The organism is Kribbella caucasensis (assembly GCF_004361855.1).
Classification (GTDB): domain Bacteria; phylum Actinomycetota; class Actinomycetes; order Propionibacteriales; family Kribbellaceae; genus Kribbella; species Kribbella caucasensis.
Genome location: NZ_SNWQ01000009.1, coordinates 212118 through 238161, shown reverse-complemented (window position 1 = coordinate 238161; position 26044 = coordinate 212118). Strand labels below are relative to the sequence as shown.

The window sequence follows — 26044 nt, the reverse complement described above, 5'->3', positions numbered from 1 at the left end:
TGATCAGCGCAGGCTCAGGCGGTCTTCTCGCGACGCTCCCGCTTGCGTTCCATCTGGTCGCGCGGGATCAGGGTGGGGTTGACGTTCTCCAGCACGACCTCGCCGGTGACGACGACCTTGGCGACGTCCTCGCGGCTCGGCACCTCGTACATCACGTTGAGGAGCACTTCTTCCATGATCGCGCGGAGACCGCGAGCGCCGGTGCCGCGGAGCAGCGCCTGGTCCGCGATCGCGTCGATCGCGTCGTCGCTGAACTCCAGCTCGACACTGTCGATCTCGAACAGCCGCCGGTACTGCTTGACCAGCGCGTTCTTCGGCTCGGACAGGATCTTGATCAGCGCCTCCCGGTCCAGCGGGGAGACGGTGGTGATCACCGGGAGCCGGCCGATGAACTCGGGGATCAGGCCGAACTTCAGCAGATCCTCCGGCATCACATCCGCGTAGCCGCCGAGCTCCTTCGGCTTCTCCGACTCGCGCACCGTGTTGAAGCCCAGCGTCTTCTTGCCGACCCGCTGCTCGACCATGTGGTCCAGCCCGGCGAACGCGCCGCCGACGATGAACAGCACGTTGGTGGTGTCGATCTGGATGAACTCCTGGTGCGGGTGCTTGCGGCCACCCTGCGGCGGGACCGACGCCGTCGTACCCTCCAGGATCTTCAGCAGGGCCTGCTGCACGCCCTCGCCGGAGACGTCCCGGGTGATCGACGGGTTCTCGCTCTTGCGGGCGATCTTGTCGACCTCGTCGATGTAGATGATCCCGGTCTCGGCCTTCTTGACGTCGTAGTCGGCCGCCTGGATCAGCTTGAGCAGGATGTTCTCGACGTCCTCGCCGACGTACCCGGCCTCGGTCAGCGCGGTCGCGTCCGCGATCGCGAACGGCACGTTGAGCATCCGGGCCAGGGTCTGCGCGAGGTAGGTCTTGCCGCAACCGGTCGGACCGATCAGCAGGATGTTCGACTTGGCCAGCTCGACCGCTTCGTCCTTCGCGTGCCGGCCGGCGGTGGAACCGCCCTGACCGTCGCGGACCCGCTTGTAGTGGTTGTAGACCGCTACCGCGAGTGCCTTCTTGGCTACGTCCTGTCCGACAACGTACGCATTGAGGAAGTCGTAGATCTCCCGCGGCTTGGGCAGCTCGGTGAGTCCGACCTCGGAGCCCTCGTTCAGCTCCTCCTCGATGATCTCGTTACAGAGATCTATGCACTCGTCGCAGATGTAGACGCCAGGACCGGCGATGAGCTTCTTGACCTGCTTCTGGCTCTTTCCGCAGAACGAGCATTTCAGCAGGTCGCCGCCGTCACCTATGCGAGCCACCGGGACAGATCCCTTCTCTGAGCAGTCGAACCGGACCGTGCACCACACCCCCGGCCCCGATTTCGACGGTACCGTGCCGAGGGCCGAAACGCCGTCCGTATCGCCGCGTTGTGACTACGCCTCTGGCGAACGCGGCACCCTCTTGACAGCGGGACCGGGGGGTCGTGCGACGGGTCAGACGCCGGCCGGGACCGGAGACTTGAGCGATTGCAGAACGTCGTCGATCAGGCCGTACTCGATCGCCTGGTCGGCAGTGAGGAACTTGTCCCGCTCGATGTCGCGGGAAACCTCCTCGATCGGCTTGCCGCTGGCCTCGGCGATCATCGTCTCCAGCAGCGCGCGGAGGCGGAGGATCTCGTTCGCCTGGATCTCGATGTCACTCGACTGGCCGTAGGTACCCTCGGTGGCCGGCTGGTGGATGATGATCCGGCTGTTCGGCAGCGCCAGCCGCTTGCCCCGGGTCCCGGCGGCGAGCAGCACCGCGGCGGCCGAGGCGGCCTGGCCGAGGCAGACCGTCTGCACGTCCGGCTTGATGTAGCGGATCGTGTCGTAGATCGCGGTCAGCGCGGTGAACGAGCCACCCGGCGAGTTGATGTAGATGCTGATGTCGCGGTCGGAGTCCATCGACTGCAGGCAGAGCAGCTGCGCCATCACGGCGTTCGCGATCTCGTCGGTGATCGGCGTACCGAGGAAGATGATCCGGTCCTCGAAGAGCTTCGTGTACGGGTCGATCCGGCGCATGCCGTACGACGTGCGCTCCTCCCACTGCGGGATGAAGTAGTTCATGGTTTGTCCTTACCTGGCTGAGTGGGAGATCAGGAGTTCGGGCTGCCGCTGCTGAGCTGAGCGGCGCTGGCGACCACGTGGTCGATGAAGCCGTACTCCTTCGCCTGCTCGGCGGTGAACCAGCGGTCCCGGTCGGCGTCGTTCTCGACCTGCTCGAGCTGCTGGCCGGTGTGCTCGGCGATCAGCTTGAACAGCTGCGCCTTGATGTGCAGCGACTGCTCGGCCTGGATCTTGATGTCCGAAGCCGTACCACCCATCCCGCCGGACGGCTGGTGCATCATGATCCGCGCGTGCGGCAGGGCGAACCGCTTGTCCTTCGCGCCGGCACAGAGCAGGAACTGCCCCATCGACGCGGCCAGGCCCATCCCGACGGTGGCGACGTCGTTGGAGATCCACTGCATGGTGTCGTAGATCGCCATACCCGAGTCCACCGAACCACCCGGGGAGTTGATGTACAGCCAGATGTCCTTGTTCGGGTCCTCGGCGTTGAGGAGCAGCATCTGCGCGCAGATCGCGTTCGCGTTGTCGTCGCGAACCTCGGACCCCAGGAAGATGATCCGGTTGCTCAGCAGGCGCTGGTAGATGTGGTCGTCGAGGCCGCCCGATCCGTTGCCGCCCGCGGCGGTGGGGCTGGCTGCAAATGTCTCGTTCACGAAGCCGACATTACTGGTCCGGGGCGACAGACCTAAGGCCGGTCGGCAAGTGTTCGCTCACGGCGCACCCCGTCTGCCCAGAGCGAATTCCCGAAAGCCCTGCCGGCACCGGGAATACGGTCAACGACTTCCACCCACGAGTCCCGAGCAGCAAGTCAGCACCGGCCCGGCACCCCGTCGTACCGGCGCGCTCGGCACCAGCCCGGCACCCCGGCAGTACCGGCGCCTTCGAATGCTCTGGAAACGGCGATCGGCCCGGATCCGAGTGGATCCGGGCCGATCGCTGGTGTTCGTCAGGCCTTGGCGGGCTCTTCGGCCGGGGCCTCGGCGTCGGCATCGGCGGCGTCAGCCTCGGTGAGGTAGGTGCCGTCCGGCTGCAGGGTCTTCAGCTCGACCACGTTGCCGGAGGCGTCGGTGATCTTCGCGTTCTCGACCAGGTGCGCGAGCGCCTTGCCGCGGACGACCTCGGACACCAGGCTCGGCACCAGGTTGTTCTCGACCGCGTGCTGGGCGAACTGGTCCGGGCTGATCCCGGATCGCTGCGCGTGCCGGACGATGTGCTCGGTCAGCTCCTGGTCGTTGACACTGAGCTCCTGCTGCTCGGCCACCAGGTCGAGCACGAACTGAGCCTTGATCGCGTCCTCGGACCGCTTCTTCAGGTCCTCGTTGAACTCGTCCTCGGTCTGCTCCTCGCCCTCGAGGAACTGCTCGAACGTCATCCCGGAGTAGCCGAGCTGCTGCTCGAGGTTCTCCTTGCGGGCCGCGAGCTCGTCGGTCAACAGGCCCTCGGGGACCGGCACCTCGACCAGGGTGAGGATCTTCTCCAGCACCGCGTCCCGGGCGTCGCCGGCCTGCTCCAGCCGCTTGCCGCGTTCGAGCCGGCCCTGGATGTCCGCCTTCAGCTCCGCCACCGTGTCGAACTCCGACGCGGTCTGCGCGAACTCGTCGTCGAACTCCGGCAGCTCCTGCTCCTTGACCGCGGTCACGGTGACCTCGACGTCGACGTCCTCGCCCTTCAGCTCACCGCCGACCAGCTGGGTGACGAAGGTCTTGGTCTCACCGGCGTTCAGCCCGATGACCGCCTCGTCCAGGCCGTCGAGCAGCTGACCGCTGCCGACCTGGTACGACAGGCCGGTGGCCTGCGCCTCCTCGACCTTCTCGCCGTCCTTGCTGGCGGACAGGTCCAGGGTGATGAAGTCGTCGTCCTGCACCGCGCGCTCGACCGGGTTCAGCGAGCCGAACCGCTGCCGCAGCGACTCGATCTGCTCGTCCAGCTCGTCGTCGCTGATCGCGATGTCCTCGACACCGGCCTCGATCCCCTCGAGGTCGGGCAGCGTGATCTCCGGCCGCACCTCGACCTCGGCTGAGAACTGCAGGTTCTCCTTGTCGTTGAACTCGGTCACGTCGACCTCGGGCCGGCCGATCGCCTTGACCTTGTTGTCCTGCACCGCCCGCGAGTAGAGCTTCGGCAGCGCGTCGTTGATCGCCTCCTCCAGCACCGGGGCGCGACCGACCCGCTGGTCGATGACCTGCGGCGGAACCTTGCCCTTGCGGAAGCCCGGGACGACGATCTGCTGGGCGATGCTCTGGTACGCCGCGTCGAGGCTCGGCTTGAGCTCCTCGAACGGCACCTCGACGATGAGCCGGACCTTCGTCGGGCTCAAGGACTCGACGGTGCTCTTCACGGTGGCGGTTCTCCTTGGTTGATGACGTTGCACAGCACGGGCCGCGCAGGCCCCGCTGCCGGGGTACTGCAGGGGGTTACTGCAGGGTTTGTCGGGGCGACAGGACTCGAACCTGCGGTCTCCTGCTCCCAAAGCAGGCGCGCTAGCCACTACGCTACGCCCCGCAGTGACCGCACGAGTCTAGTGGACGCGGACCAGTGCTCGCGCACCCCACCCACCCGGACCCCGATTTTGAGCCGGACCACCCCGATGTGGAATCATGTCCGAGCACTCCCTCGGGAGCGCCCGCGGGTGTAGCTCAATGGTAGAGCCCCAGTCTTCCAAACTGGCTACGCGAGTTCGATTCTCGTCACCCGCTCGGAACACGAAAGGCCCCCAGCCACAGGAATTCGGTGGCCGGGGGCACGGCAGACGTCAGAAGGCGGAGGCGGTACGACGTCCGCGGCGTAAGCCCAGCATGTGCGGCAGGCCGGAGCCGGCGACGGCCAAGGTTCTCCCGACGCGTGCGAGCAAGGATGGTTCCGGCAGGGGAGGGAGTGCACCCGGGACGTCCGCCAAGTTCACGAAGTACGCCCGAACCGGGCCGATCCCTTCGAGGTCCTGAGACACCTCGTGCGCGGGACCAGGCATCGGGGTGTTTGCGGTCTGGTAGAGCTCCTCGGAGAGGAGCAGGTACTCGGGAACCTTGACAGGGTTCTTCAGCAGCCGATGGACGAGGATGACGTCGATCCCGACGAGCTTGCGCCGCTGCCTGATGGTCTGGGTGGCGACCTCGCCGACGTGCGCGACGAACTTGAGCTTCAGGTTGTTCGCCTGAGTGCAACTGGCGCACGGGCACAGGTTGGTCGCGACATAGTGCCGCTCGAGGTGGAACGCCCGGTGCATGGCCATGGCGGCCTGGAGAGTCAGGGCGACCGTTGCGTCACTGTCCAACGTGTCGGCCTGACGAGCGAGAAAGGCCGCGTCGCCTTCGATTTCGATCAGGTCGAAGTCGGGCACGGCATCGATCACCTTCTCCAGAAGCCGCGCGGTGTTGACCTCGGCATGCGCAAGGCTCATTCGATGGGATCGCATGTAGTCGGTGTAGCCGCCGATGTCAGCGATGAGGAGAAGCGAACGCCCAGACGTCATACGAGACCGTACCAACACCCCCGGACTGTCGACATGGAGTCGAACGCATCGGGAACCGCTCGTGGACCGGCCCGCGGGAATCCGATCTCCGGCTATTGAGGCGGTTGCTCAGGGTCGTCACGGGGCGTGAAGCGGTCGAGCATCGAGTCAACCACCACCCCCGCCTCGCGGGCGCTCGGCGTGTAGCCGAGCACGACTGGGAGGAAGCGGTCGGAGCGCAGCGCCTTCAGCCGGAGCTCGCTGGTGGCTCGCACGGTGGCGGTCCGGCGGATCCGCCGGAGCAGGGCGATCTCTCCGAACCCCTGCCCCGGACCGAGCGTTGCCACGACCTGTCCGTCCCCGATCACATCGGCCTCGCCCGACTCGATCACGAAGTAGTGGTCCCCGACGTCGCCCTGATGAAAGACGACGTGACCAGCGGGCACGTCCACCGGTTCCAGGCCGCGAGCCAGCTGCTCGATGGCGGGCAGGGGCAGGACGTTCAACATGGCCACCCTGTGCAACATGTCGATGTCGTCATCTCGCACGCCGATGGACCGGTCCATTCCTCGCAGCCGCTGCCATGAGGCCACGGCAAGGACTGGACACAGCAGACCGACAGTCACGAGCGCAGGACGTACGCCGGCCCCGGCGACCACCAGCGAGGCGACGAGCGCTCCGACCCCGATGGACAGGGCGACCAAGCTCTCCAACACTCCGAAGACCCGCGCCAGCACTTCGTCCGCGGCCAGTCTGGCCAGGAGCGTGAAACCTCCGAGATCGATCAGCGAGTTCCAGACGCCGACACAGGCCAGCAGGCCCCACGCCGCGACCTGTTGTGGGAAGACGCCGATCAGCGTGACCGGCATACCCCAGAGGGCCACCCCAACGGCGAACCACGCGCCGAGGCGCCGAGTGCCGACCAGCAACGACGCGGCGAGTGAACCTAGGACTGCACCCGCCCCGATGGCAGCGGTGAGGACGCCCACGCCCGGTTCGCCGGTCCCCAGCAGTTCGATGGCGACCACCACGGTGAGTACGGTCAGCGCCCCTCGGGTGAATGACTGCGCAGCCGCCAGGCCCATGATGAGTGCAAGGTCGCGGCTCCCGCTGACGACTCGAATGCCTTCGACGGCCGACCTCATCCAATTGGTCTCTCTCGGGGCAGACGGCCGCGGAGGTGCGTCGTAGTTCAGCCGCAACAGCAAGGCCGCAGCCCACAACGAGGCGCCCGCAGCCACAGCGAACACGACGGTCACGCCGGTGAACTGCAGCAGCAACGCTGCCAGCAGCGGACCCATCAACGTCGCGGCGGCGTCCAGCAGCCCACGGACCACATTGGCGCTGGCGAGCTCGTATCCGGTGTGGCAGAGCGACGGGAGTAATGCGGAGTGCGCGGGTCGGTAGAGCGTGGCAGCGATGGTCGACAACACCGCCAACACATACACGATCTGCGGCGGTCCGCCCACGCCCACGACGACCGCAGCCGCACCGGTGACAACACCACGCAGCACGGAGACCAGGATCAGTACGCGCTCCCTGCGGCCCTTGTCGGCCAGCGGCGACAACAGAGGGGTCAGGATCGCGGACGGGGCCATGCGAAGGAGTCCCACCAGCCCGACGGCTGTCGCACCACCGTCCCGGTAAGCCACGATCCCGAGCCCCACGGTGAACGCCCACTCCGCCGTCCAGGCCCCGAGGAAGCTGAGCTGGGCGCGGCGTAGGTTGGGGTTTCGGGCGTTGCTGGTGAACGCGCCCGCGGCATTGCCCAGCCTGCCCCGGAGTCCCTTACCCGCCATCCGGCGACGATACCGTTCCGTGCCTGGCATCGTTCGACGCAAACGCACCCACATGCCGCGGACCGCGAAGACGCGGAACGGCCGATGGGAGAATGCTTGTTGAGGGATCATGAGCCTATGGACCCTCAGCAGCGGCACCCCATGACGAGACATCTCGGCGGCCGGGAGGACACCCCATGACGGCTTTGGACAGCGCCCAGCTCCTTGCCGAACTCGAGCCAACGGTCGCAGCGAACCTCGACCGGCACCTGGCCACCGCCAAGGAATGGATGCCCCACGAGTACGTGCCCTGGAGTCTGGGGCGAGACTTTGCTGACCTGGGTGGGGAGGCATGGTCGGTCGAGCAGTCGGCGTTGTCGCCAATCGCGCGCACCGCATTGGAAGTCAACCTGCTGACCGAGGACAATCTGCCCAGCTACCACCGTGAGGTCGAGCGAGCCTTCGGCAGGGACAGCGCGTGGGGCACGTGGGTGAACCGATGGACCGCCGAGGAGGGCAGGCACGCCTTCTGCATACGCGACTATCTGCTGGTCACGCGGGGGGTCGATCCCGACGAGCTCGAGCGGGCCCGGATGGAGACCATGGAGTCCGGCTACGACTCCGGCGACAAGCCGCTGCTCAACGTATGCGCCTACGTGTCGTTCCAGGAGCTCGCGACGCGCGTTTCACACCGAAATACCGGAAGGTTCACCAACGAGCCGATCGCCGACAAGCTGCTCACCCGCGTCGCCATGGACGAGAACCTGCACATGATCTTCTACCGGAACATCGTCGCGGCGGCCCTCGAGCTCGCACCTAGCCAGACCATGCGCGCCATTACCGAGGAGGTCGTCGGCTTCCAGATGCCCGGCAGCATCATCCCCGGGTTCGCCCGCAAGGCGGTGCAGATGGCCAAGGCCGGAATCTACGACCTTCGCATCCACCACGACGACATCGTGACACCGCTGCTGCGTCAGTGGCGTGTGTTCGAGCTCGAGGGCCTGGACGGCGACGGCGAGCAAGCGCGTGAGGAGCTCGCGGCGGCTGTCGATGCCCTCGACGTACAGGCCACACGGTTCGTCGAACAACGCGCGGAGGCGGCCGCCAAGAAGGCGGCCCGACAGGCGACATAAGTCCGCCAACACCTGTCATGCCGCTATCCGCTCGGACCTGGGCGCGCTAAGACCCAGGCGACATGCGCCTGTTTACCACGCCGCGGATGCAGGTGCCGGCGTCATGCGATCAGCGAGCGATTACACCGGATCAGCCGGGGTGCGACGATGTCGGCATGAGTGAGGGGATCGTCGTCGTCCCGTACGACGATGCGTGGCCGGTGATCTTCGCAGCGATCGGAACACGGCTACGTCGGGAACTCGGGGACACGGCCCTCCGCATCGACCACATCGGGTCAACCGCGGTACCCGGTCTCGACGCGAAACCGATCGTCGACATCCAGATCTCGGTCGCGTCGTTCGAACCACTCGACGCGTTCCGGCTGCCGATCGAGCGGGCCGGGTTCGGCTACCGCCCGGACAACCCGGAACGCACCAAGCGCTACTTCCGCGAGCAGCCCGGCGAGCGCCGTACCCACATCCATGTCAGGCGCGCAGGCTCCTTCTCCGAGCAGTTCGCACTCCTGTTCCGGGAGTTCCTTCGCTCCCACCCCGACCACGCTCAGAACTACGCAGACCTGAAGCATCGATTGGCGAAGCAGTTCTCGTCCCCAGAACAGCGCCACGACTACGTGGAAGCAAAGGCACCCTTCATCTGGCAAACCATCCACCTCGCCGACGAATGGTCCCAGTCGACCGGCTGGGAACCCCCAACGTCGGACTGCTGACGACGTACCGCCCCGTCCGTCTTAGAGATGCACAGCAAATCGTCGTCACGCGGACCCTGCTACTGGTGATCGCCGCGTCAGTGGCGGTTCGCGGTTCGGGCGTTCCAGAGGGTTCGAACCAAGGATTCGGTGTCGCTGTGGCGTCCGATGACGCTGGTGAACGGGAAGTCCGTCGGTATGACGGGGAACCGGGCGATTGGCCTGACCGGGTCGGGGTTGACCCATTGGCCAGACTGCAGCAGTCCGGCGATGGCGGGCTCAGCCGTGAAGCCGGCTCGCGGGAGTACGTACAGCCAGCCGTCGGTGAGGAGCTCGGCGTCCAGCTGGTCGCTGTTGACCGAGAAGAAGTACTGCCGCGTCTGGCGGTCGCCTCTTACCGACCAGACGCCATTGCGCGTGGAGCGGAAGCCTCGCCCGCGGGCCAGCAGGGCGAACCACATCGCCCACACCGCATCGTCCGTGGCGAACACCGCGCGCTGGCTCCCGAACGGCGTGCTGTCGTCGGACTCCCGGTCAGGTCTGAGCTCGCTGATCCCGTCGCGCTGGCTCCCATGGAACAGCACCTGGTGGTGCACCGCGAGCCACCGTAGGTAGGTCATCACCTTTCCCGGCGGCCGCAGTCTGTCTAATGTGCCGGGCGAGTCGAGGTACCTTCTGGTGAACTCCTCGTACGCACGCTGAGTCGCCGCGTCCAGCTGCGGCACCTCGGGCAACCGCGGCAAACCCAGCAGCGCAAACAGATTGCTCCCCCGCATGGCCAGCACCGCGCTCAGAGTCCTACGCATGCGGCCATCCTCCCGCACAGCAGCCGACGGCCCCGAAGGTCGTGGTACCAGATCGCCGGCACCTGCTAGGGGGACGAGGTAGGTGTGGTGTCGATGCTGTCCTGGCGGGCGATCAGGAGGGGAGCCGATTGCAGGCTGAGCGAGCTGTAGAGACAACCCCTATGTCTTGGCGGTAGCGCGGGACCGACAGGGAGATCTCATCCACGGCGACAGTATGGTCCACCGGCGGCGGGCTCGAGGTGGTTTAGGGTCCTGGGCTGGTGAGAGTTGGGGATGTGGGGTCGCGGCTTGTTGTTTTGCGGGGGAACTCGGGGTCTGGGAAGAGCACTACGGCGCAGGAGGTTCGGCGGCGGGTTGGGCGTGGGGTTGCTTGGGTTGAGCAGGATTATCTGCGCCGGATCCTGTTGCGGGAGCACGATCGGGCGGGTGCGCCGAACGTCGGGTTGATCGATCAGACGGCGCGGTATGCGCTCGATCACGGGTATCACGTGATTCTGGAAGGCATCCTCTACAGCCCGACGTATGGGGCGATGGTGCGGCAGTTGATTGCTGACCACGCGGGCCTTACGGGCGTGTACTACTTCCAGTTGCCGTTCGAGGAGACGGTTCGACGGCATGCCGGCCGGCCGCTGGCGAAGGTGGTCACGCCGCAGCAGATGCGGGAGTGCTATCAGGACTGCGACCTGCTCGGCGTACCGGGTGAGCAGGTGATCGACAAGTCCAGCAGCCTGGACGAGACGGTCGAGCGCATCATCGGTGATCTTGCCTGGGTGGCCGGCGGAGAGATCGCGCACGCGCTCGAAGAATGAGAGCCCGGCCGGCGTCGTACGCCGCGGCGTCGCAGTACACGACCCGGGCGGCCGGGACGTCGCGGGCGCGGGAGTACGACGGTCGCTGCGGCAGGTTCACCTATTGCGAATCGTGATGGCTGTGAGGTGGGTCACCGCGCGGGACCGGGAATCGCTTATTGCACAAAGCGGCAATTGTTCACCGCGGGAGGGAAAAAAGAGGACAGGAACTGACGAGACGGCGATACTGGAAAGTGCGCCGTTTTCCGGTTGCAAGCCCCTCACTGCCGAGCATGATGGGAAGTGCGCCCGTCCAGATGCCTTCAGAGCACCGTGCCCAAGCGCCGTCGATCGCAGCTCCTTCCACCCGAACCCCCTCCAGCCGACAACACTTCCGCAGCAACAACCTCTGGCGACTCCGCCCCTATCTCAGACCGCACCGCTGGCGCCTGGTGACGATGTTCACCAGTGCCATCCTCGGTGTCGGCGTCAGCCTCACCGTCCCCCTGGTCACCCGGGCCATCATCGACGGGCCGGTCACCCGCCGGGAGATCGACCTCCTTCTCCCCCTCGCCCTGCTGGCCCTCGGACTCAGCATCAGCGAAGTGATCCTGGTCTGGGTCCGCCGCTGGGCCCAGTCCAGAGCCGTCAGCGACCTCGAAGCCACCCTCCGCCACGACCTGTACGTACGGCTGCAGTCGCTGCCGATGGAGTTCCACACCCGCTGGCAGAGCGGTCAGCTGCTGTCCCGGGTCACCGTCGACCTGTCCACCATCCGCCGGTTCATGGGCTTCGGCCTGCTGTTCCTGGTGATCAACATCCTCCAACTCGTCGTCGTCACCATTCTGCTGCTGAGGCTGTACTGGCCACTCGGCGTCGTCGTACTGGTGGCGGCCGTACCGATCATCCTGCTGTCGCTGCGGTTCGAGAAGAAGTACCTGGCGATCTCGCGCCGGGTGCAGGACCAGCAGGGCGACCTGGCCACCGCGATCGAGGAGTCCGCGCTCGGGTTCCGGGTGATCAAGGCGTTCGGCCGGCGTGAGCACGTCAAGGCCCAGTTCGACGACAGCGCCGTGAAGCTCTACGGCACCTCGATCGAGAAGGTCCGGCTGGCATCACGATTCTGGACCTTCCTGGGGGTGATCCCGAACCTCACCCTGGTGATCGTGCTGCTGCTCGGCGCGCTCGCGGTGGGCCGGAACACCATCACCCTGGGCACGCTGGTCGCCTTCATCACGCTGATGCTGTCGCTGATCTGGCCGGTCGCGGCGCTCGGCACGATCCTGGCGATGGCCCAGGAGGCGATGACGTCGGCGGACCGGATCAGCGAGATCCTGGACACCCAGTCCAGCCTCAAAGACGGTACGGACGAGCTCACCAAGCCGCGTGGCCACCTGCGGCTCGAGAACGTCAGCTTCCGGTTCACGCCGGACTCGCCCGACGTACTGCACGACATCAACCTCGACCTCCCACCCGGTACGACGCTGGCGCTGGTCGGCCCGACCGGATCCGGCAAGACCACCCTCACCGCCCTGCTCCCCCGGCTGTACGACGTGACAGGTGGGCGGATCACGATCGACGGGCACGACGTCCGGGATCTGACCATGAAGTCCCTGCGCAACGCGGTGGCATCGGCCTTCGACGACCCGACGTTGTTCTCGATGAGTGTGCGGGAGAACATCACCCTCGGCCGGCCGGACGCGACCGAGGCCGATATCCAGCAGGCACTGCAGATCGCCCAGGCGACCTTCGCGAACGAGCTGCCCTGGGGTCTCGACACCCGGGTCGGTGAGCAGGGGATGTCGCTGTCCGGTGGCCAACGGCAACGACTCGCCCTTGCGCGGGCCGTGCTCGCGAGACCTGCCGTGCTGGTGCTCGACGACACCCTGTCCGCCCTCGACGTCCACACCGAGGCCCTGGTGGAGGAGGCGCTGCGCAACGTGCTCGCCGAGACCACCGGCATCGTCGTTGCCCACCGTGCGTCGACGGTGATGCTGGCCGACCAGGTGGCGCTGCTCCAGAACGGCACGATCACCCACGTCGGTACGCATGCCGAACTACTGGCCACCGTCCCGGCGTACCGGCTGTTGCTCGCCGCTGAAGAGGAGGAGGTGCACGCATGACGACGACCCAGCAGACACCTCAACCTCAACCCACCTCGGCGGAGGAGTCCTGGCGCGGGTACGCCGAGGAGTCCGACAACGAGTTGTCCAGGGCAACGACCGTGCGGCTGAAGGAGCAGTCGCGCCAGTTGCTCTTCGACCTGCTGCGGCCGTACCGGAAGCTGATCTGGCTGATGGTCGTGATCGTTCTGGTCGAGAACGCCGCGCGGCTGGCGGTCCCGTACCTGGTCCACCTCGGGATCGACCGGGGTATCCCGCCGATCCTGGCGGGTGAGGGCAGCCGGGATCTGGTCATCGTCGTCGGGGCGGTGCTGGCGTCGGCGCTGATCCAGGCGTACGCGCGGCAGGTGTTCCTGATGCGGTCGGGCAAGCTAGGGCAGACCATCCTGCTCGGTCTGCGGCGGCGGCTGTTCGACCACTTCCAGCGGCTCAGCCCGTCCTTCCACGACCGGTACACGTCCGGCCGGGTGATCTCCAGGCTGACCTCGGACGTGGACGTCATCGACGAGATGCTGCGGACCGGGTTCGACGGTCTGGTGACGGCGGTGCTGACCCTGGTCGGTACGGCGATCCTGCTGCTCACGCTCGACCTCAAGCTCGGCCTGCTTGCCCTGCTGTCGTTCCCGGCGCTGTTCTTCCTGACCGCGTGGTTCCGCCGCCGCTCGGTGCTCGTCTACCGGCGGACCCGGGAAGCCGTCGCCCTGGTGATCGTGCACTTCGTCGAGTCGATGACCGGGATCCGCGCGGTCCAGGCGTTCCGCCGGGAGGGACGCAACGAGGAGATCTTCCACGGGGTCAACGACCGGTACCGCGAGGCCAACCTCGAGTCGTTCCGGATCAACGCGATCTTCATGCCGTCGATCAAGGGCGTCGGCAACATCACCATCGTCGCGATCCTCGCGTACGGCGGCTGGCAGGCCTACCACGGGCACGTCACCGTCGGCGTACTGACCGCGTTCCTCCTCTACCTGCGGCAGTTCTTCGAGCCGCTGCAGGAGATCTCGCAGTTCTACAACACGTTCCTCGCCGCGAGTGCCGCACTGGAGAAGCTGTCCGGCGTACTCAACGAGGAACCCGACGTCGCCGAACCCCTGCAGCCGGCCCGGCCTGAGCGGGCCCGGGGTCACCTGGAACTGCGCAGTGTGCAGTTCTCGTACGTCGACGGGGTACCGGTACTGCCCGGCCTCGACCTCGACGTACCGGCCGGGCAGACGATTGCCCTGGTCGGTACTACGGGAGCGGGGAAGACCACCATCGCCAAACTGGTGGCCAGGTTCTACGACCCGACCGGCGGTCACGTGCTGCTGGACGGGCACGACCTGCGCGACCTGACCGAGGACGACCTGCGGGAGCGGGTGGTGATGGTGACGCAGGAGAACTTCCTCTTCACCGGCTCGGTGGCCGACAACATCCGGTTCGGCAAGCCGGGCGCGACGATGGAGGAGATCGTCGAGGCGGCCAAGGTGATCGGCGCGCACGACTTCATCATGGCGCTGCCGGACGGGTATGCGACCGCGGTCGAGAAACGGGGCAGCCGGTTGTCGGCCGGGCAGCGGCAATTGGTCGCGTTCGCCCGGGCGTTCCTGGCCGATCCGGCGGTGCTGATCCTGGACGAGGCGACGTCCAGCCTGGACATCCCGAGCGAGCGGCTGATCCAGCGCGCGCTCCGGACCATCCTGGCCGACCGGACCGCGATCGTGATCGCACACCGGCTGTCCACGGTCGAGACCGCCGACCGGGTCATCGTCCTCGAACACGGCCGCATCCTCGAGGACGGTCCGCCGGAAACCCTGATCACCACCGGCGGCAACTACGCCGACCTCCACCAAGCCTGGGAAGACTCCCTCGCCTGATGGCCGATCTCGGAGGCTAGCCTCTCGGATGCATGGTTGCCCACTCAGAATCCGAGGGGGCAACCATTCACCGTGGAGGTTAGCCTCTGAGATGCCCCGGGCTGGGGGCGGCGGGGTGTCGGTGGGGGTGGGTAGCTTGGCGGGTGTGTTGACCTCGTTGGCGATTGAGAATTACCGGTCTCTTCGGCGGCTGGTGATGCCGTTGCGCAGGTTGAACGTCGTCATCGGGTCGAACGGGACCGGCAAGTCCAGCTTGTACCGCGCGCTTCGGTTGCTCGCCGATGCCTCGCGCAACGGAGCAGTCGCCGCCCTGGCCCGGGAAGGCGGTCTGCAGTCGACTCTGTGGGCCGGGCCCGAACACCTGGGGAAGTCCGTCCGGCGAGGTGAACATCAGGTGCAGGGGACGGTCAGGTCGGGTCCGGTGAGCTTGCGGATGGGGTTCGCCTCCGAGGACTACGGCTACGCGGTGGACTTCGGGCTGCCGCTGCCACCGGCCGGTGCGTTCGCGCTCGACCCGGAGATCAAACGGGAAGCGCTCTGGGCGGGTCCGTTCTTCCGGCCGGCCGCGCTCCTGGTCGACCGGCGAGCCGGCGGCGTACGGATCCGCGGTGCCGATGGTGGTTGGGAGGACGGCGGACATGCGCTGCAGTCGTTCGACAGCATGCTCAGCGAGTACGCCGACCCGGTGCGGGCGCCCGAATTGCTCAACGTGCGTGAACGTATCCGCTCCTGGCGGTTCTACGACCACCTCCGCACCGACCTCACCGCTCCCGCGAGGCAGGCCCAGATCGGCACCCGGACCACGGTGCTGGACTCGGAGGGCGCCGACGTCGCGGCCGCACTCCAGACCATTCAGGAGATCGGCGACAGCGGCGCACTGAAAGCTGCGATCGAGCAGGCCTTTCCGGGCAGCCGGCTCGAGATCCGCAAAGACTCAGGGCGGTTCGAGATTGCGTTCCACCAGCACGGGTTGCTGCGGCCGCTGTCAGGCGCCGAGCTGTCCGACGGGACCCTGCGCTACCTGCTCTGGGTTGCCGCTCTGCTGACCCCGCGTCCGCCCGAGCTCCTCGTCCTCAACGAACCCGAGACCAGCCTGCACCCCGATCTCCTGCCCGCGCTGGCGAATCTCGTCGTCACCGCCGCGAAGGACACCCAGGTGATCGTCGTGACCCACTCGCGCCCGTTCCACGCCGCGCTCCAGGCCGGCGCCGACGAGAGCGGCCACGACCTGCAGACGATCGAGCTGGTGAAGGACTTCGGCCAGACCGCTATCGAAGGTCAGGGCCCTCTGGACGAACCACCGTGGAAGTGGCCGACTCGCTGACCGGATCCTTCACCGACTCGAACCGGACCAGGATCAGCGCCCCGACGGCCGTCACCGCGAACCCGCCCAGCGCACCGGCGTACCAGCCGTCGCGGACGTGGTCGTCGAGCAGCAGTACGCCGACCGCGGCCGGTGTGATCGTCTGCAACGCGATCATCGGCGTGGTTGCCAACGTCACCGAACCACGCTGCAAGGCGAGCGAGTAGAGGATGAAGGCGAGCGCACCACTGATCGGCAACGTGTACGCCGTCGGGCTGCGCAGGAGTTCCCCGATCGACCCGTCCTCCAGCAGCCGCGTGGAGATCGCGACCCCGGCGTACCCGAATCCCGCAAGCAGACCGAGCAACGCGGTCGCCCCGCCATGCTGGGACCGGCTCGCGAGGCCACCGAGCACCGCGATCACGATCAGCCCGACGATCACGCCGACCGTCAGACCGTGGTGCCTCGCGCTGGCCCCCTGATCACCCGCCGACACCGCGAGCAGGCCGAGACCCGCGCACACCCCAACCACCGCTGTCCACTCGATCGCGGACAACTGGTCGCTCATCAGCCGGGTCGCGAGCAGTGCGGTGACGACCAGGCTGGCCGCGATCCCCGCCTGCGCGAGGTAGAGCGGGAGCAGCCGCAACGCGACGAAGTGCAGCGCGTACCCGGCCAGGTTGAGCACCAGCGCCGCCAGGAACGCGGGTTGTTTCAGCAGCCCGGCGACGAATCCCGCCAGCCGGCGCGGATCCAGCTCGGACCCGGTCGGCACCTTGCGGGACCCGACCGCCTGGAGGATCGCCGCGATCCCGAAGAGCACCGCCGCACCGAGCGCGGCGCCGAGCCCCAGTACCACCTAGGCGACCTTGCGGCGCGGCACCCAGAAGGTGAGATAGAGGCTGAGCGCGCCGTAGTACACGAGATAGGCCAGGGAGAGGACGACCACGATCGGGCTCGGATCCGGCATCTGGGCCAGCAGTACGGCGTACGACACCAGCCAGATCGCGGTGGCCAGCAGGTTCGTCGAGCGGAACGCCTTGGTCCGGGACGGGTAGACGTACTTGACCGGGACGAACACCAGGATCGAGCAGATCACCAGGATCGCCGCCGTCGCGACCGGGCCCAGGCCGAGGATGACGACGTAGAAGGCGACCACGTTCCAATAGCTCGGGAAGCCGAGGAAGAAGTGGTCGTCGGTCTTCGCGTCGACCCGGCAGAACTGGTAGCTGGAGGCAAGCAACGGCAACGCGGCCAGCAGGGCTCCGTACCCGTCCGGCAGGTAGCCGCCGGTCCACAGCAGCACGATCGGGGCGAACGCGTAGGTCAGGTAGTCGACGATGTTGTCGAGCATCGCGCCGTCGAACCACGGCAGCGTCTCCTTCACCCGCAACCGGCGCGCGAGCATCCCGTCGGTGCCGTCGATGATCAGCGCGGCCAGGCCGAGCCAGAGCGCCCGGACGGCATCACCGTCGATGGCGGCGATCACTATCAGCAGCGCGAGCACCGTTCCGCTCGCGGTATAGGCATGCAGTGCCAGTCCGGCCAGACGCAGCCGCGTCGACCCGGCGAACGGTTCCCGCACCGCGTCGTGTGTGGTCAGTGGGACTCCCAGAACTCGGCCGGCGTCACCCGCCGGACTACCCGGGCTCAGCGTCTCACAAGCCTGGGTGCGCGCTGTTACCCCATCCCGTTCGCGCGGGCGACTTTGGCGGCGCGTTCGCGTTCCATCCGGCGGCGGGGGTCGAGTTCGTCGGACAGCGAGGCCGGGCCGGCTATGTGCAGCAGCAGCCAGGTCAGTCGCCAGCGGATCCGGTAGCCGAGGCTCAGTCCGTCGCTCTTCTTGCTCATCGCAGCACTCCAGACGATTGGTGTGGCAATAGTTTGTGTACCAAGTGTTAGTGTAGTCAACGTCGAGAGAAGGAGATTTATGCCTCAGCCGCCGAAGTCATCTGACTTGGAAGAGGTTGACCTGCTGGCGCTGGACCGGCAGGTCTGCTTCGCGCTCGCGGTCGCCTCCCGCAGCGTGATCGCCCTCTACCGCCCGCTGCTGGACCCGATGGGCCTCACCCACCCGCAGTACCTGGTGATGCTGGCCCTCTGGGAGGAGTCACCCCTGTCGGTCAAACAGCTGAGCCACCTGCTCCAGCTCGACCCCGGCACCCTTTCGCCACTGCTCAAGCGCCTCGAGTCCGCCGGCTACGTCACCCGCCGCCGCGACCCCCGCGACGAACGCGCCCTGGCCGTAGAACTCACCGACGCCGGCCAGTCCCTCCGCACCGAAGCCCTCAAGATCCCACCCGCCATCATCGCCCGCCTGGGCATGACGCTGACCGAACTAGAGTCCCTCCACAAAAACCTCACCCGAGTAATCACAGCCGCCACCAGTTAGGCGGTAGGAACGCGTTCCTACCGCCTGCTATCGTGGCCACATGACCGCGAGGAAGTTATCGATCTCGGTGCCGCCCGAGGTCGAGGAGACCATCAAGGCGGCTGCGGCACAGGAAGGCCAGCCCGTCTCTGCCTGGCTGGCCGCCGCCGCAGTCGAGAAGGCACAGGCCGCCGCGGCGCATGCTGCCGGCCGGACGGCGGTCCGCGAGATGCTTGCCGAGTACGAGGCCGAGCACGGCCCGCTCCCGGACGAGTCTCGCCAGCGGGCGCGGCAGTTCATGATGGAGGCGGGGCTCCTCGACGACCAGTGGCAGTCGGCCGGTTGATGAGGTCGATCGTCTACGACACCGGCGCCCTGGTGGCTGCCGAGCGGAACAGCCCGGACCTTCTGGCCCTTCACGACGAGATCACGGCAGCTCGGGTGCGCCCGATCGTGCCTGTGGTGGTGCTGGCCCAGGCCTGGCGCGGTGGGCCCCAGCATCAGCTGTCGCGGCTCCTCAAAGGCTGCGAGATCGTGCCTGACGACCAACGCATCGGCCGAGCCGCCGGCGTGCTGTGCAAATCGTCCGGTACTGCGGACGTCGTCGACGCCATCGTCGTGGTCACAGCGGTTCAACATCAGGCGGCAGTGGTGACCAGCGACCCAAAGGATCTCGAGCATCTGGCGGATGCGATCGGGGTGAAGCTCAAGCAGTTCGTGGTTTGATCAGGGGCCGGTGCAGAGTTGGAGTTGGGCTGCGGTGGCGGTTTTGGCTTCGATCCAGCGGCGGCGGAGGAAGTGGGCCTTGAGCAACCGGTGGACGCCGTCGAGTACGACCAGGCGGCCGCGGTACGCGACCAGGTGGATGGGGAAGTCGAGGTCGGCGTCCATCACCCGCTGGTAGTGGTCGCGGTAGTTCATCGGCGTCTCGGTGACCTGGTTGGGGGTGACCTTGAAGCGTTCGCCGTTCAACGGCCAGAGCGGCAGGTCGAACAGCCAGATCAGGTCGGCGACCTCGATCGGCTCGACCTTGAGCTCCAGCGCCCAGAGTTTGCCCAGCTTCCACCCGCCCGGCGGGAACACGTCCCGGACGGACGCCGGCATGGTCGCCACCAGCCCTTCGAACGACACGTCCGGAGCGCTCAGGTCGGCGTTCTCCACCCCATCGATCGGCACGAGCGAGCAGGTTACGCCATCCGCCGGGCCACCACGACCACGTTGCTCAGATAGACCTTGCCGTTCCAGTCCTCGCAGGTGACCAGTACCAGCCGACCGCGGATTCCCTGGTCGAACAGCTTCGCCGCATCGGCGGCCAGCGCCTGTTTCCGGTACGTCGTGACGCTGGTGACCTGGTACTTCAACATCCCCCGCGACGTGGCCACTGTGACGGTCGAGCCGGGCCGGAGTCGTTCCAGGTTGTCGAAGGCGCCACCACCGTCGTGCACGGTGTGTCCGGTGATCACGGCCGAACCGCGCGCAGCCCCGGGCTGGGCGCCACCCGACCACCAGCCGACCTTCGCCGGATTCGACGGCGGGGTGAGTGCGCCGCCGACCGCGCTGATTCCGACCACCGGCGCGGTGATCCCCAACTGGGGAACGGAGATCCGGGTCGGGCGACCCGGCTTGGCGGCCGGCACCTTCACCGTCGGTTTGCGCGACGGCGTCGCCGGCTTCACCGTCGATGGGGTCGCGGAAGGAGTCGCAGGGTCTCCCAAAGGAATCGCCGGGCCGGCCGCCTCCGGCGTACCGGAGGGGCTGACGGCCGACGGTGTCGTGGCGCCGGCTCGATCACGGCCGAGCTGGACGTACGCGCCGGCGCCGACAATGAGCAACCCGGCGAGCGCGAGCGACCCACCCCACCGAAGTGGGGCAGGTCGACCGCGTCGCCGGGCGGAACTCACGTCAGTTCATTCAGATGCTGTGCGTACCGCGTCGACGCAGTGTCACCGTGCCACCGATGGCCAGCATCACGGCACCGGCGGCGATCAGCAGAGCACCGATGACGCCGAACGGACCGTTGCCTCCGGCAACAGAAGCCGCGCTGTCACCGCCACCGAGACCGGCGTCGACCTCGGTCGGTACACCGACGGTCGGCGTGTCGGACTCCGACGGGCCCGGTACGCCGGGGGTCTCGCTAGTGGCCGGCGTACTCGGAGTGTCGGACGGCGCCGGGGTGTCCGACGGCGAGACAGTCGGCGTCTCAGTCGGCGGCGTGGTGGGCGGGGTGTCCGTCGGCGTCATGGTCGGCGAGGTCGGCGGGGTGGTGGGAGGCGTCGTCGGCGGCGTGGTCGGCGGCGTCGTGGGAGGCGTGGTCGGCGGCGTCGTGGGAGGCGTCGTCGGCGGCGTCGTAGGAGGCGTCGTCGGCGGGGTCGGCTTGCCGACGCAGAACTTGACGTGGCTGATGCCGTAGTACTTGTCGTTCTTCGGGTTCACCGGGGTGTGCAGTCCGGTACCGATGATCGTGCCGGCCGGCCGATAGTCGTAGAAGTTGCCGCTCGGGCTGCCCTTGACGATGGCGCCGAGCACGGTTCCGCCCACCGCGGTGAAGTCGATGACCTCGCCGCCAGTCTGGATGCCATCGTGGTCCGGGTCGTCGACCAGGAGGGTGCGCTTGGTCCACGTCACCGTGACACCGTCCGCCGTCTTCGACCCAGGGTTCGGCGGGTCGAACTTGATCTCCGTCGAGCCAGGGACGAGCTCCGCACAGGTCGGGTTGCCGGGCTTCACGATCCCGTCGGCCGAGGCCGCCGGTGCAGCCACGAGGGTGATCCCCCCGAGGACGACCGCCAGCGCGCCGGCTCCGCCCAGCAGAGCGACGATTCGGGAGCTCTTCGGCTTGACCGCATCGCGTCCGCGCAGGTCCTTCGATACCTCGTTCACAGGTCTGTTTCCCCATGGTCATGCCGGTCGCGACCGGCGATGTCTACGGTGGTCGCGACAGCGAGCCACCCACTCGCAGTATGGAGCTTCTGTTGCCGTAGTCAACAACCGGACGTAACGATTCGCACGCAGTCCGCAACCGGCCACATAACCCCGAGTCCCCCGACCCGGATACCCAACCACACGGCCGAGCCGCCGCAAAGCCCCCACGCCGCCGCAGAGCCCCGTCTCGGAATTCTTAACCAAGATCTGACGGCCGGCCTGGTTTCAGGCTTGCCGGACGGTGCGGAGGGTCGGGGTCGGGCGTCGGCGGCGGAGGAGGTTGGGGGTGGTCGGGCGCGGCGCCGGGTCCGCCTCGGTGGCATGGGTCATGCGGTGGATGACAACGATGGCGGAGTCGTCGCCGGGGCCGCCGATCTCGTGGACCAGTTCCGCGGCCGCACCCTGGAAGCTGTGCCCAACCAGGCGTTCGGCGTGGCCCGCCAGGCGGTCGGTCCCGCGGCCGATGTCGCGCAACGGCGTCTCCACCATCCCGTCGCTGTAGAGGAACAAGGCGTCGCCTTGCTTCAGTTGCCCCTTGTTCACCTGGAATTCAGGCGTCTCCACCAACCCGAGCAACGGCCCGTCGGCGTCTCGCGTCGCCCAGCGGCCGGACCACGCGTCGAACTGGATCGCCGGTGGATGACCGGCCGTCCGTACGTCGAAATCGCCGGTGCGCAGGTTGACCGCGACGTGCACCACCGTGGCGAAGTCGTCGTCCCAGTCCTGCCGGCGGAGGTAGTGATTCGCGGACGGCAGGAACTCCTCCACCGGCACCACACCCAGCAACCCGCCGAACGCACCTGACAGCAACAAAGCCCTTGTCCCGGCATCGATTCCCTTGCCCGAGACATCGACCAGCGCGACTTCGAGCAGATCCTCACCGCGAGTCGCCGCGACCACGAAGTCACCCGAGAAGGTCGCTCCCCCGGCCGACCGGATCGCCGCCTCGGCACGCCACCCCGCGGGCAACCGGGGCAGCTCGCCCTGGGCGGTGAGGATGTCGCGCAACTCGATCAGCATCGACTCGCCCCGGGTGCCCTTGACGCCCAGCCGGCTGCGCACCTTCGCCCCGGCGAGCACGATCCAGGCGGCCACACCGAGGGTGACCACGAACCCGATCTGCTGCAGTCCCGCCGAGCGCGCGGCCAGTGCGTACGAGCCGAGCACCAGCGAGACGAACGTCAACGCCATCAAGGGTTTGAACTTCAGCACCAGCCCGCCGAGCATCAGCGGAATGACCAGGGCCGCGGTCGGAACCCATGCGGGCCAGGCCAGCGAGAACGCGCTGATCGTGACGGTCAGGGCGAGCAGGGCGAACATCGCCAGCGGGTGCGACTTGCGCGCGCGACGGACCAACGAGCGGGCCGGCCGCCCCACCCGTCGCAAGCCAGCGAGACCACCGCCACTTCTCATGGTGAGAAGAAGATAACGGCACTGGCGGGTCCGCGCATCAAGTCGTCACAATCCTTACCGGCTGGAGTTGCGCGGCTTGCGCGTCTGCCCGGTGCGCTGGCACTTCGGGCACCAGAAGAGGTTGCGCCCGGCCAGGATCTCGGTCCGGATCACCGAGTCGCAGACGTGGCAGTGCTGGCCCTGCCGGCGATAGACGTAGACCTCACCGCCGTGGTCGTCGCGGCGCGGATCACGCCCCATCGCCTCCGGGGTGTGGTCGTCGCCGACGGTGTCGATCCGGCCGGTCTCGACGCCGTACTTCATCAGCGCCAGCAGGTCGTTCCACATCCCCTGCCACTCGCGCTTCTTGACCAGGTGGCCCGGGGTCATCGGGTGCAGCTTGGCCCGGAACAGCACCTCGGCCCGGTACACGTTGCCGACACCGCTGAGCACCGCCTGGTCCATCAGCAGTTGGCCGATCGGCAGCTTGCTCCGCTGCAAGCGCTTCCACGCCAGCTCCGGATCGGCGTCGTCGCGGAGCGGATCCGGACCCAGCCGCGCGATCAGCGTCTCCCGTTCGCCGTCGGTCAGTACTTCGCAGACGGTCGCGCCGCGCAGATCGGCGTACGCCGCGTCGTTCTGCAGGCGGAGCCGGACCTGGCCGACCGGCATCGGGATCGGCGCGGTGCCGAAGTCGACCTTGCCGATCAGGCCAAGGTGGATGTGCAGCCAGCCGGCGCCCTCGAACTCGGCCAGGAAGTGTTTGCCGTGGGCCTCGGTTTGCCGGAGCACGCGTCCGTCGAGCAGCGCGGCGCCCTCGATGAACCGGGCCTGCGGGCTGGAAGCTCGGACCGGCCGGCCGCCGAACGCGTCCCAGACGTCGTTCGCGAGCCGGTGCAGGGTGTGACCTTCGGGCATGATTCCTCTTATGGGTACGACGTCAGGCAAGGGCCGGGGCGCGCCGACTCCCGCGGTGGTCGGCATCGCCCGCTCGATGCGCGCCCGGGACGTTTCCCGGCCGCGCAAGGAACAACGGCCGCGGCAGCCGACCGATTCCGGCCAGACTCCCGGCGGTCAGACGGCAGGCGGTCAGGAGGCAGGCGGTCAGGAGGCAGGCGGCAGCGGCGGCAGTTCGCCGGTCTCCTCGTAGTCGGTCAGCATCTGGATCCGGCGGGTGTGCCGGTCCTGATCGGAGTACGCCGTGGCGAGGAAGATCTCGGCGAACCCGGTCGCCTCGGCCTCGCTGTGCATCCGGGCGCCGATGCCGATCACGTTGGCGTTGTTGTGCTCGCGGCCCAGCTTCGCGGTCTCGGTGCTCCAGGCCAGCGCGGCCCGGACGCCCTTCACCTTGTTCGCGGCGATCTGCTCGCCGTTCCCCGATCCACCGACCACGATGCCGAGACTGCCGTCCTCCTGAGCAACCGCTTCCGCGGTCCGCAGACAGTACGGCGGGTAGTCGTCGACCGCGTCGTACACGGCGGGTCCGTGGTCGACGACGTCGTGCCCGGCCGCGGTCAAGTGCTGGACCAGGTGGTTCTTCAGTTCGAAACCGGCATGGTCGGAGCCGATGTGCACTCGCATGGGCGGAAGTCTCCCACTCCCTATTCACAGTCCGGCACGCCGGGGAGCTTGTCCGACCCTGAGCCGACGTACACGTTCGTCACGTACCCGCCGTACTTCGGCAAGTAAGCCCACCATTCAGATACCTTCCCCACCCCACCGCCCCGGTCGTCACTTGACCGCGGCGGCGCGTCGATCCGCTCGCCCTTCGTCTGACAGCCGACCAGTACGTCGACCGCTGACGGCAAGGTGCCGAGGATCCCGCCGGACGTGGTCGGCGCGGCACGCACCCGCACCCCCGAACCGGTGGTGGGCAACCAACTCCCTTCGGCCCGCCTACCGCCCGGCACGGTCAACGACCGGGTCAGCCGAGTCAGGTCCGTGTAGGCCTTCCCGTACGCCGTTCCGTTGGGGTGCAACGTGTAGACGGCCACGATCGACCGATCCCCGGGCCCGACCGTACCCGTGGTGTGCAAGGCCTCACTGGTCAGATCGACCCCTCCTGCCTGGCGCTGCCCGGACCCACCAGAGTTCACGAATCCGGACCAGCCCTGCTTGACCGAGAACGCCAGGTCGAAGACCGACGCGATCCCGAAGTACTGGTCGAACCCGTCGGTCCCGCACCGCGTCGCCCGATAGAGGTTGCCCATCACGTACTCGCGCACCGGCGCCGGCGCCCGCTCCAACAAGTACCGGTAGATCCGCACGGTGTCGGCGGCCGTGATCGCGACGTATCCCCAGAAGCCCGGGTGGGTCGCCGGCGGCCGGGCAGTGTGGGTGAGGCCCAGACGGGTCACCATCCGGTCGATGATCGGGCCACCGCCGAGCTCGTCCCAGTAGTAGCTGGCTGCGGCGTCGTCACTACTGCGCAACATCACGTCCAGCCGAGCCCGATCAGCCGCCGGTACGTCGTAGGCCGGACCGCGGTCCCACAGGTAGTCGAGCACGATCAGCAGCTTCACCACCGACGCGGACCGGAACCGCAGATCCGGATTGACCTGCTCGGTGAACCGCCCACTTTGCCGGTCGAAGACCGCGATCCCAGCTGTCAGCCCCATGGGGCGCAACCTTCTTCGGCCTGGCGTATCGATACAACCCTTGTACGCCAGGCCGAATCACCAAGGCGACCCTTAGTCGAAGATGGGTCCGCGATCCCGGGTGCGCTTGATCTCGAAGAAGCCCTCGGTACCGGCCACGAGACGGACGCCGTCCCAGAGCTTGCCGGCCGCCTCGCCCTTCGGCGCGGGCGTGACCACCGGGCCGAAGAAGGCAACCCCTTCGACCGCGATCACAGGGGTGCCGACCTCCATGCCGACCTGGTCCATCCCGGCGTGGTGCGACTTCTTCAGGGCGTCGTCGTACTTGTCGGTGTCGGCGGCCTCGATCAGGGACGCGGGCAGCCCGACCTCGGCGAGCGCCTCCTTGATCACGTCACCCTTGCCGTCGCCAATGCCACGACCTTCGGTGTGGATCCGCTGGCCGAGCGCGGTGTAGAGCGGCAGCAGCACCTCGTTCCCGTGCGCCTGCTCGGCCGCGATCAGCACGCGGACCGGGCCCCAGGCGTTCTTCAGGAGGCTCTTGTAGTCGTCGGACAGTTCGTCACGACCGGAGTTCAGGACGGCCAGGCTCATCACGTGCCAGGTCGTCTTCACGTCCCGGACCTGCTCGACCTCGAGCATCCAGCGAGACGTCATCCAGGCCCAGGGGCAGGCCGGGTCGAACCAGAAATCGGCGGGGGCAGTCATGACTTCGATCGTACAAAATGCAATCAACTCCGGTTACCGG

The 26044-nt window shown here is 67.5% G+C and carries 28 protein-coding genes and 2 tRNA genes; 11 read left to right on the top strand and 19 right to left on the bottom strand.

Going from position 1 to position 26044, the window contains the following annotated elements:
* Nucleotides 1-14 precede the first annotated feature (14 nt).
* The 5 genes from clpX to EV643_RS20390 form a co-directional block, all read right to left on the bottom strand.
* Nucleotides 15-1310, bottom strand: a complete 1296-nt coding sequence (clpX, locus tag EV643_RS20410) for an ATP-dependent Clp protease ATP-binding subunit ClpX (protein WP_133801690.1) — start codon at nt 1308-1310, stop codon at nt 15-17.
* 174 nt (nt 1311-1484) lie between these two features.
* Nucleotides 1485-2096 carry an ATP-dependent Clp protease proteolytic subunit gene (locus EV643_RS20405; RefSeq protein WP_133801689.1) on the bottom strand — a complete coding sequence of 204 codons (612 nt, stop codon included), beginning with the start codon at nt 2094-2096 and terminating at the stop codon, nt 1485-1487.
* Nucleotides 2097-2125: 29 nt separating this feature from the next.
* The gene (locus EV643_RS20400; protein ID WP_133801688.1) at nt 2126-2749 is read right to left on the bottom strand and encodes a ClpP family protease; all 624 of its coding nucleotides are present in this window, start codon (nt 2747-2749) and stop codon (nt 2126-2128) included.
* Nucleotides 2750-3042: 293 nt separating this feature from the next.
* Nucleotides 3043-4434 (bottom strand): trigger factor, encoded by a 1392-nt coding sequence (tig, locus tag EV643_RS20395; RefSeq protein WP_166665515.1) that lies wholly within the window; start codon nt 4432-4434, stop codon nt 3043-3045.
* A gap of 91 nt (nt 4435-4525) precedes the next feature.
* Nucleotides 4526-4598: transfer RNA gene (locus tag EV643_RS20390), tRNA-Pro, on the bottom strand.
* Between the two features lie 123 nt (nt 4599-4721).
* Here EV643_RS20390 and EV643_RS20385 point away from each other — a divergent pair.
* Nucleotides 4722-4792: transfer RNA gene (locus tag EV643_RS20385), tRNA-Gly, on the top strand.
* 56 nt (nt 4793-4848) lie between these two features.
* Here EV643_RS20385 and EV643_RS20380 read toward each other — a convergent pair.
* Together EV643_RS20380 and EV643_RS20375 are read right to left on the bottom strand one after the other, a co-directional pair.
* Complete coding sequence (locus EV643_RS20380) at nt 4849-5508, bottom strand: DUF2652 domain-containing protein (RefSeq protein ID WP_202869645.1); 660 nt, start codon at nt 5506-5508, stop codon at nt 4849-4851.
* 149 nt (nt 5509-5657) lie between these two features.
* Nucleotides 5658-7343, bottom strand: coding sequence for an MFS transporter (locus EV643_RS20375; protein ID WP_166665514.1), 1686 nt, complete (start codon nt 7341-7343; stop codon nt 5658-5660).
* A 176-nt stretch (nt 7344-7519) separates the two neighbouring features.
* On the opposite strand from EV643_RS20375, the gene EV643_RS20370 reads away from it, so the two are divergent.
* Nucleotides 7520-8455: an acyl-ACP desaturase gene (locus EV643_RS20370; RefSeq protein WP_133801685.1), complete on the top strand. Its 936-nt coding sequence runs from the start codon at nt 7520-7522 to the stop codon at nt 8453-8455.
* A 155-nt stretch (nt 8456-8610) separates the two neighbouring features.
* Complete coding sequence (locus EV643_RS20365) at nt 8611-9162, top strand: GrpB family protein (RefSeq protein ID WP_133801684.1); 552 nt, start codon at nt 8611-8613, stop codon at nt 9160-9162.
* A gap of 77 nt (nt 9163-9239) precedes the next feature.
* Here EV643_RS20365 and EV643_RS20360 read toward each other — a convergent pair whose 3' ends face one another.
* A complete protein-coding gene (locus EV643_RS20360; RefSeq protein WP_133801683.1) occupies nt 9240-9947 on the bottom strand; it encodes a hypothetical protein in 708 nt (235 codons plus the stop codon).
* A gap of 260 nt (nt 9948-10207) precedes the next feature.
* On the opposite strand from EV643_RS20360, the gene EV643_RS20355 reads away from it, so the two are divergent.
* The 4 genes from EV643_RS20355 to EV643_RS20340 all read left to right on the top strand — a co-directional run bounded on the left by EV643_RS20355 (nt 10208) and on the right by EV643_RS20340 (nt 16035).
* Nucleotides 10208-10756: an AAA family ATPase gene (locus EV643_RS20355; protein WP_202869644.1), complete on the top strand. Its 549-nt coding sequence runs from the start codon at nt 10208-10210 to the stop codon at nt 10754-10756.
* Nucleotides 10757-11193: 437 nt separating this feature from the next.
* Nucleotides 11194-12858 (top strand): ABC transporter ATP-binding protein, encoded by a 1665-nt coding sequence (locus EV643_RS20350; RefSeq protein ID WP_238165688.1) that lies wholly within the window; start codon nt 11194-11196, stop codon nt 12856-12858.
* Nucleotides 12855-14711, top strand: a complete 1857-nt coding sequence (locus EV643_RS20345; protein ID WP_133801680.1) for an ABC transporter ATP-binding protein — start codon at nt 12855-12857, stop codon at nt 14709-14711. Before EV643_RS20350 ends, EV643_RS20345 begins: the two co-directional genes overlap by 4 nt.
* 145 nt (nt 14712-14856) lie before the next feature.
* On the top strand, nt 14857-16035 hold the full coding sequence (locus EV643_RS20340; RefSeq protein ID WP_133801679.1) for an AAA family ATPase: 1179 nt from the start codon (nt 14857-14859) through the stop codon (nt 16033-16035).
* On the opposite strand, the gene EV643_RS20335 is transcribed toward EV643_RS20340, so the two are convergent.
* The 3 genes from EV643_RS20335 to EV643_RS44210 all read right to left on the bottom strand — a co-directional run bounded on the left by EV643_RS20335 (nt 15980) and on the right by EV643_RS44210 (nt 17865).
* Entirely contained in the window at nt 15980-16873 is an 894-nt protein-coding gene (locus EV643_RS20335; RefSeq protein WP_133801678.1) for a DMT family protein, read from the bottom strand. The two genes, EV643_RS20340 and EV643_RS20335, sit on opposite strands and share 56 nt — an antisense overlap.
* The gene (locus EV643_RS20330; protein ID WP_133801677.1) at nt 16874-17599 is read right to left on the bottom strand and encodes a CDP-alcohol phosphatidyltransferase family protein; all 726 of its coding nucleotides are present in this window, start codon (nt 17597-17599) and stop codon (nt 16874-16876) included. It lies immediately after the preceding gene.
* A gap of 95 nt (nt 17600-17694) precedes the next feature.
* Complete coding sequence (locus tag EV643_RS44210; protein WP_166665513.1) at nt 17695-17865, bottom strand: hypothetical protein; 171 nt, start codon at nt 17863-17865, stop codon at nt 17695-17697.
* Between the two features lie 79 nt (nt 17866-17944).
* On the opposite strand from EV643_RS44210, the gene EV643_RS20325 reads away from it, so the two are divergent.
* The 3 genes from EV643_RS20325 to EV643_RS20315 are packed head-to-tail and all read left to right on the top strand — an operon-like array spanning nt 17945 to nt 19111.
* The gene (locus EV643_RS20325; RefSeq protein ID WP_133801676.1) at nt 17945-18406 is read left to right on the top strand and encodes a MarR family winged helix-turn-helix transcriptional regulator; all 462 of its coding nucleotides are present in this window, start codon (nt 17945-17947) and stop codon (nt 18404-18406) included.
* Between the two features lie 40 nt (nt 18407-18446).
* Nucleotides 18447-18731 carry a DUF1778 domain-containing protein gene (locus EV643_RS20320; protein WP_133801675.1) on the top strand — a complete coding sequence of 95 codons (285 nt, stop codon included), beginning with the start codon at nt 18447-18449 and terminating at the stop codon, nt 18729-18731.
* On the top strand, nt 18731-19111 hold the full coding sequence (locus EV643_RS20315) for a PIN domain-containing protein (protein ID WP_133801674.1): 381 nt from the start codon (nt 18731-18733) through the stop codon (nt 19109-19111). Before EV643_RS20320 ends, EV643_RS20315 begins: the two co-directional genes overlap by 1 nt.
* Here EV643_RS20315 and EV643_RS20310 read toward each other — a convergent pair whose 3' ends face one another.
* The 5 genes from EV643_RS20310 to EV643_RS20290 form a co-directional block, all read right to left on the bottom strand.
* Nucleotides 19112-19561, bottom strand: a complete 450-nt coding sequence (locus EV643_RS20310; protein ID WP_238165687.1) for a hypothetical protein — start codon at nt 19559-19561, stop codon at nt 19112-19114.
* An 11-nt stretch (nt 19562-19572) separates the two neighbouring features.
* A complete protein-coding gene (locus EV643_RS20305) occupies nt 19573-20286 on the bottom strand; it encodes a class F sortase (RefSeq protein WP_238165686.1) in 714 nt (237 codons plus the stop codon).
* A gap of 10 nt (nt 20287-20296) precedes the next feature.
* Nucleotides 20297-21265: a hypothetical protein gene (locus EV643_RS20300; RefSeq protein ID WP_133801673.1), complete on the bottom strand. Its 969-nt coding sequence runs from the start codon at nt 21263-21265 to the stop codon at nt 20297-20299.
* 267 nt (nt 21266-21532) lie between these two features.
* Nucleotides 21533-22684, bottom strand: coding sequence for a PP2C family protein-serine/threonine phosphatase (locus EV643_RS20295; RefSeq protein WP_238165697.1), 1152 nt, complete (start codon nt 22682-22684; stop codon nt 21533-21535).
* Between the two features lie 90 nt (nt 22685-22774).
* On the bottom strand, nt 22775-23617 hold the full coding sequence (locus EV643_RS20290; RefSeq protein ID WP_133801671.1) for an Fpg/Nei family DNA glycosylase: 843 nt from the start codon (nt 23615-23617) through the stop codon (nt 22775-22777).
* A 10-nt stretch (nt 23618-23627) separates the two neighbouring features.
* On the opposite strand from EV643_RS20290, the gene EV643_RS20285 reads away from it, so the two are divergent.
* Nucleotides 23628-23849, top strand: a complete 222-nt coding sequence (locus EV643_RS20285; RefSeq protein ID WP_133801670.1) for a hypothetical protein — start codon at nt 23628-23630, stop codon at nt 23847-23849.
* Here EV643_RS20285 and EV643_RS20280 read toward each other — a convergent pair.
* From EV643_RS20280 to EV643_RS20270, 3 genes are all read right to left on the bottom strand, one after another.
* Entirely contained in the window at nt 23804-24280 is a 477-nt protein-coding gene (locus EV643_RS20280) for a ribose-5-phosphate isomerase (protein ID WP_133801669.1), read from the bottom strand. The two genes, EV643_RS20285 and EV643_RS20280, sit on opposite strands and share 46 nt — an antisense overlap.
* A gap of 20 nt (nt 24281-24300) precedes the next feature.
* Nucleotides 24301-25317, bottom strand: a complete 1017-nt coding sequence (locus EV643_RS20275) for a serine hydrolase (protein ID WP_133801668.1) — start codon at nt 25315-25317, stop codon at nt 24301-24303.
* Nucleotides 25318-25389: 72 nt separating this feature from the next.
* The gene (locus EV643_RS20270) at nt 25390-26004 is read right to left on the bottom strand and encodes a mycothiol-dependent nitroreductase Rv2466c family protein (protein ID WP_133801667.1); all 615 of its coding nucleotides are present in this window, start codon (nt 26002-26004) and stop codon (nt 25390-25392) included.
* Nucleotides 26005-26044 lie beyond the last annotated feature (40 nt).

Coding starts and splice junctions, on each gene's coding strand:
- EV643_RS20405 (WP_133801689.1), bottom strand. CDS start 2,096: ATGAACTACTTCATCCCGCAGTGGGAGGAGCGCACGTCGTACGGCATG.
- EV643_RS20380 (WP_202869645.1), bottom strand. CDS start 5,508: ATGCGATCCCATCGAATGAGCCTTGCGCATGCCGAGGTCAACACCGCG.
- EV643_RS20375 (WP_166665514.1), bottom strand. CDS start 7,343: ATGGCGGGTAAGGGACTCCGGGGCAGGCTGGGCAATGCCGCGGGCGCG.
- EV643_RS20370 (WP_133801685.1), top strand. CDS start 7,520: ATGACGGCTTTGGACAGCGCCCAGCTCCTTGCCGAACTCGAGCCAACG.
- EV643_RS20365 (WP_133801684.1), top strand. CDS start 8,611: ATGAGTGAGGGGATCGTCGTCGTCCCGTACGACGATGCGTGGCCGGTG.
- EV643_RS20360 (WP_133801683.1), bottom strand. CDS start 9,947: ATGCGTAGGACTCTGAGCGCGGTGCTGGCCATGCGGGGGAGCAATCTG.
- EV643_RS20350 (WP_238165688.1), top strand. CDS start 11,194: ATGTTCACCAGTGCCATCCTCGGTGTCGGCGTCAGCCTCACCGTCCCC.
- EV643_RS20345 (WP_133801680.1), top strand. CDS start 12,855: ATGACGACGACCCAGCAGACACCTCAACCTCAACCCACCTCGGCGGAG.
- EV643_RS44210 (WP_166665513.1), bottom strand. CDS start 17,865: ATGAGCAAGAAGAGCGACGGACTGAGCCTCGGCTACCGGATCCGCTGG.
- EV643_RS20325 (WP_133801676.1), top strand. CDS start 17,945: ATGCCTCAGCCGCCGAAGTCATCTGACTTGGAAGAGGTTGACCTGCTG.
- EV643_RS20320 (WP_133801675.1), top strand. CDS start 18,447: ATGACCGCGAGGAAGTTATCGATCTCGGTGCCGCCCGAGGTCGAGGAG.
- EV643_RS20315 (WP_133801674.1), top strand. CDS start 18,731: ATGAGGTCGATCGTCTACGACACCGGCGCCCTGGTGGCTGCCGAGCGG.
- EV643_RS20290 (WP_133801671.1), bottom strand. CDS start 23,617: ATGCCCGAAGGTCACACCCTGCACCGGCTCGCGAACGACGTCTGGGAC.
- EV643_RS20285 (WP_133801670.1), top strand. CDS start 23,628: ATGGGTACGACGTCAGGCAAGGGCCGGGGCGCGCCGACTCCCGCGGTG.
- EV643_RS20280 (WP_133801669.1), bottom strand. CDS start 24,280: ATGCGAGTGCACATCGGCTCCGACCATGCCGGTTTCGAACTGAAGAAC.
- EV643_RS20275 (WP_133801668.1), bottom strand. CDS start 25,317: ATGGGGCTGACAGCTGGGATCGCGGTCTTCGACCGGCAAAGTGGGCGG.
- EV643_RS20270 (WP_133801667.1), bottom strand. CDS start 26,004: ATGACTGCCCCCGCCGATTTCTGGTTCGACCCGGCCTGCCCCTGGGCC.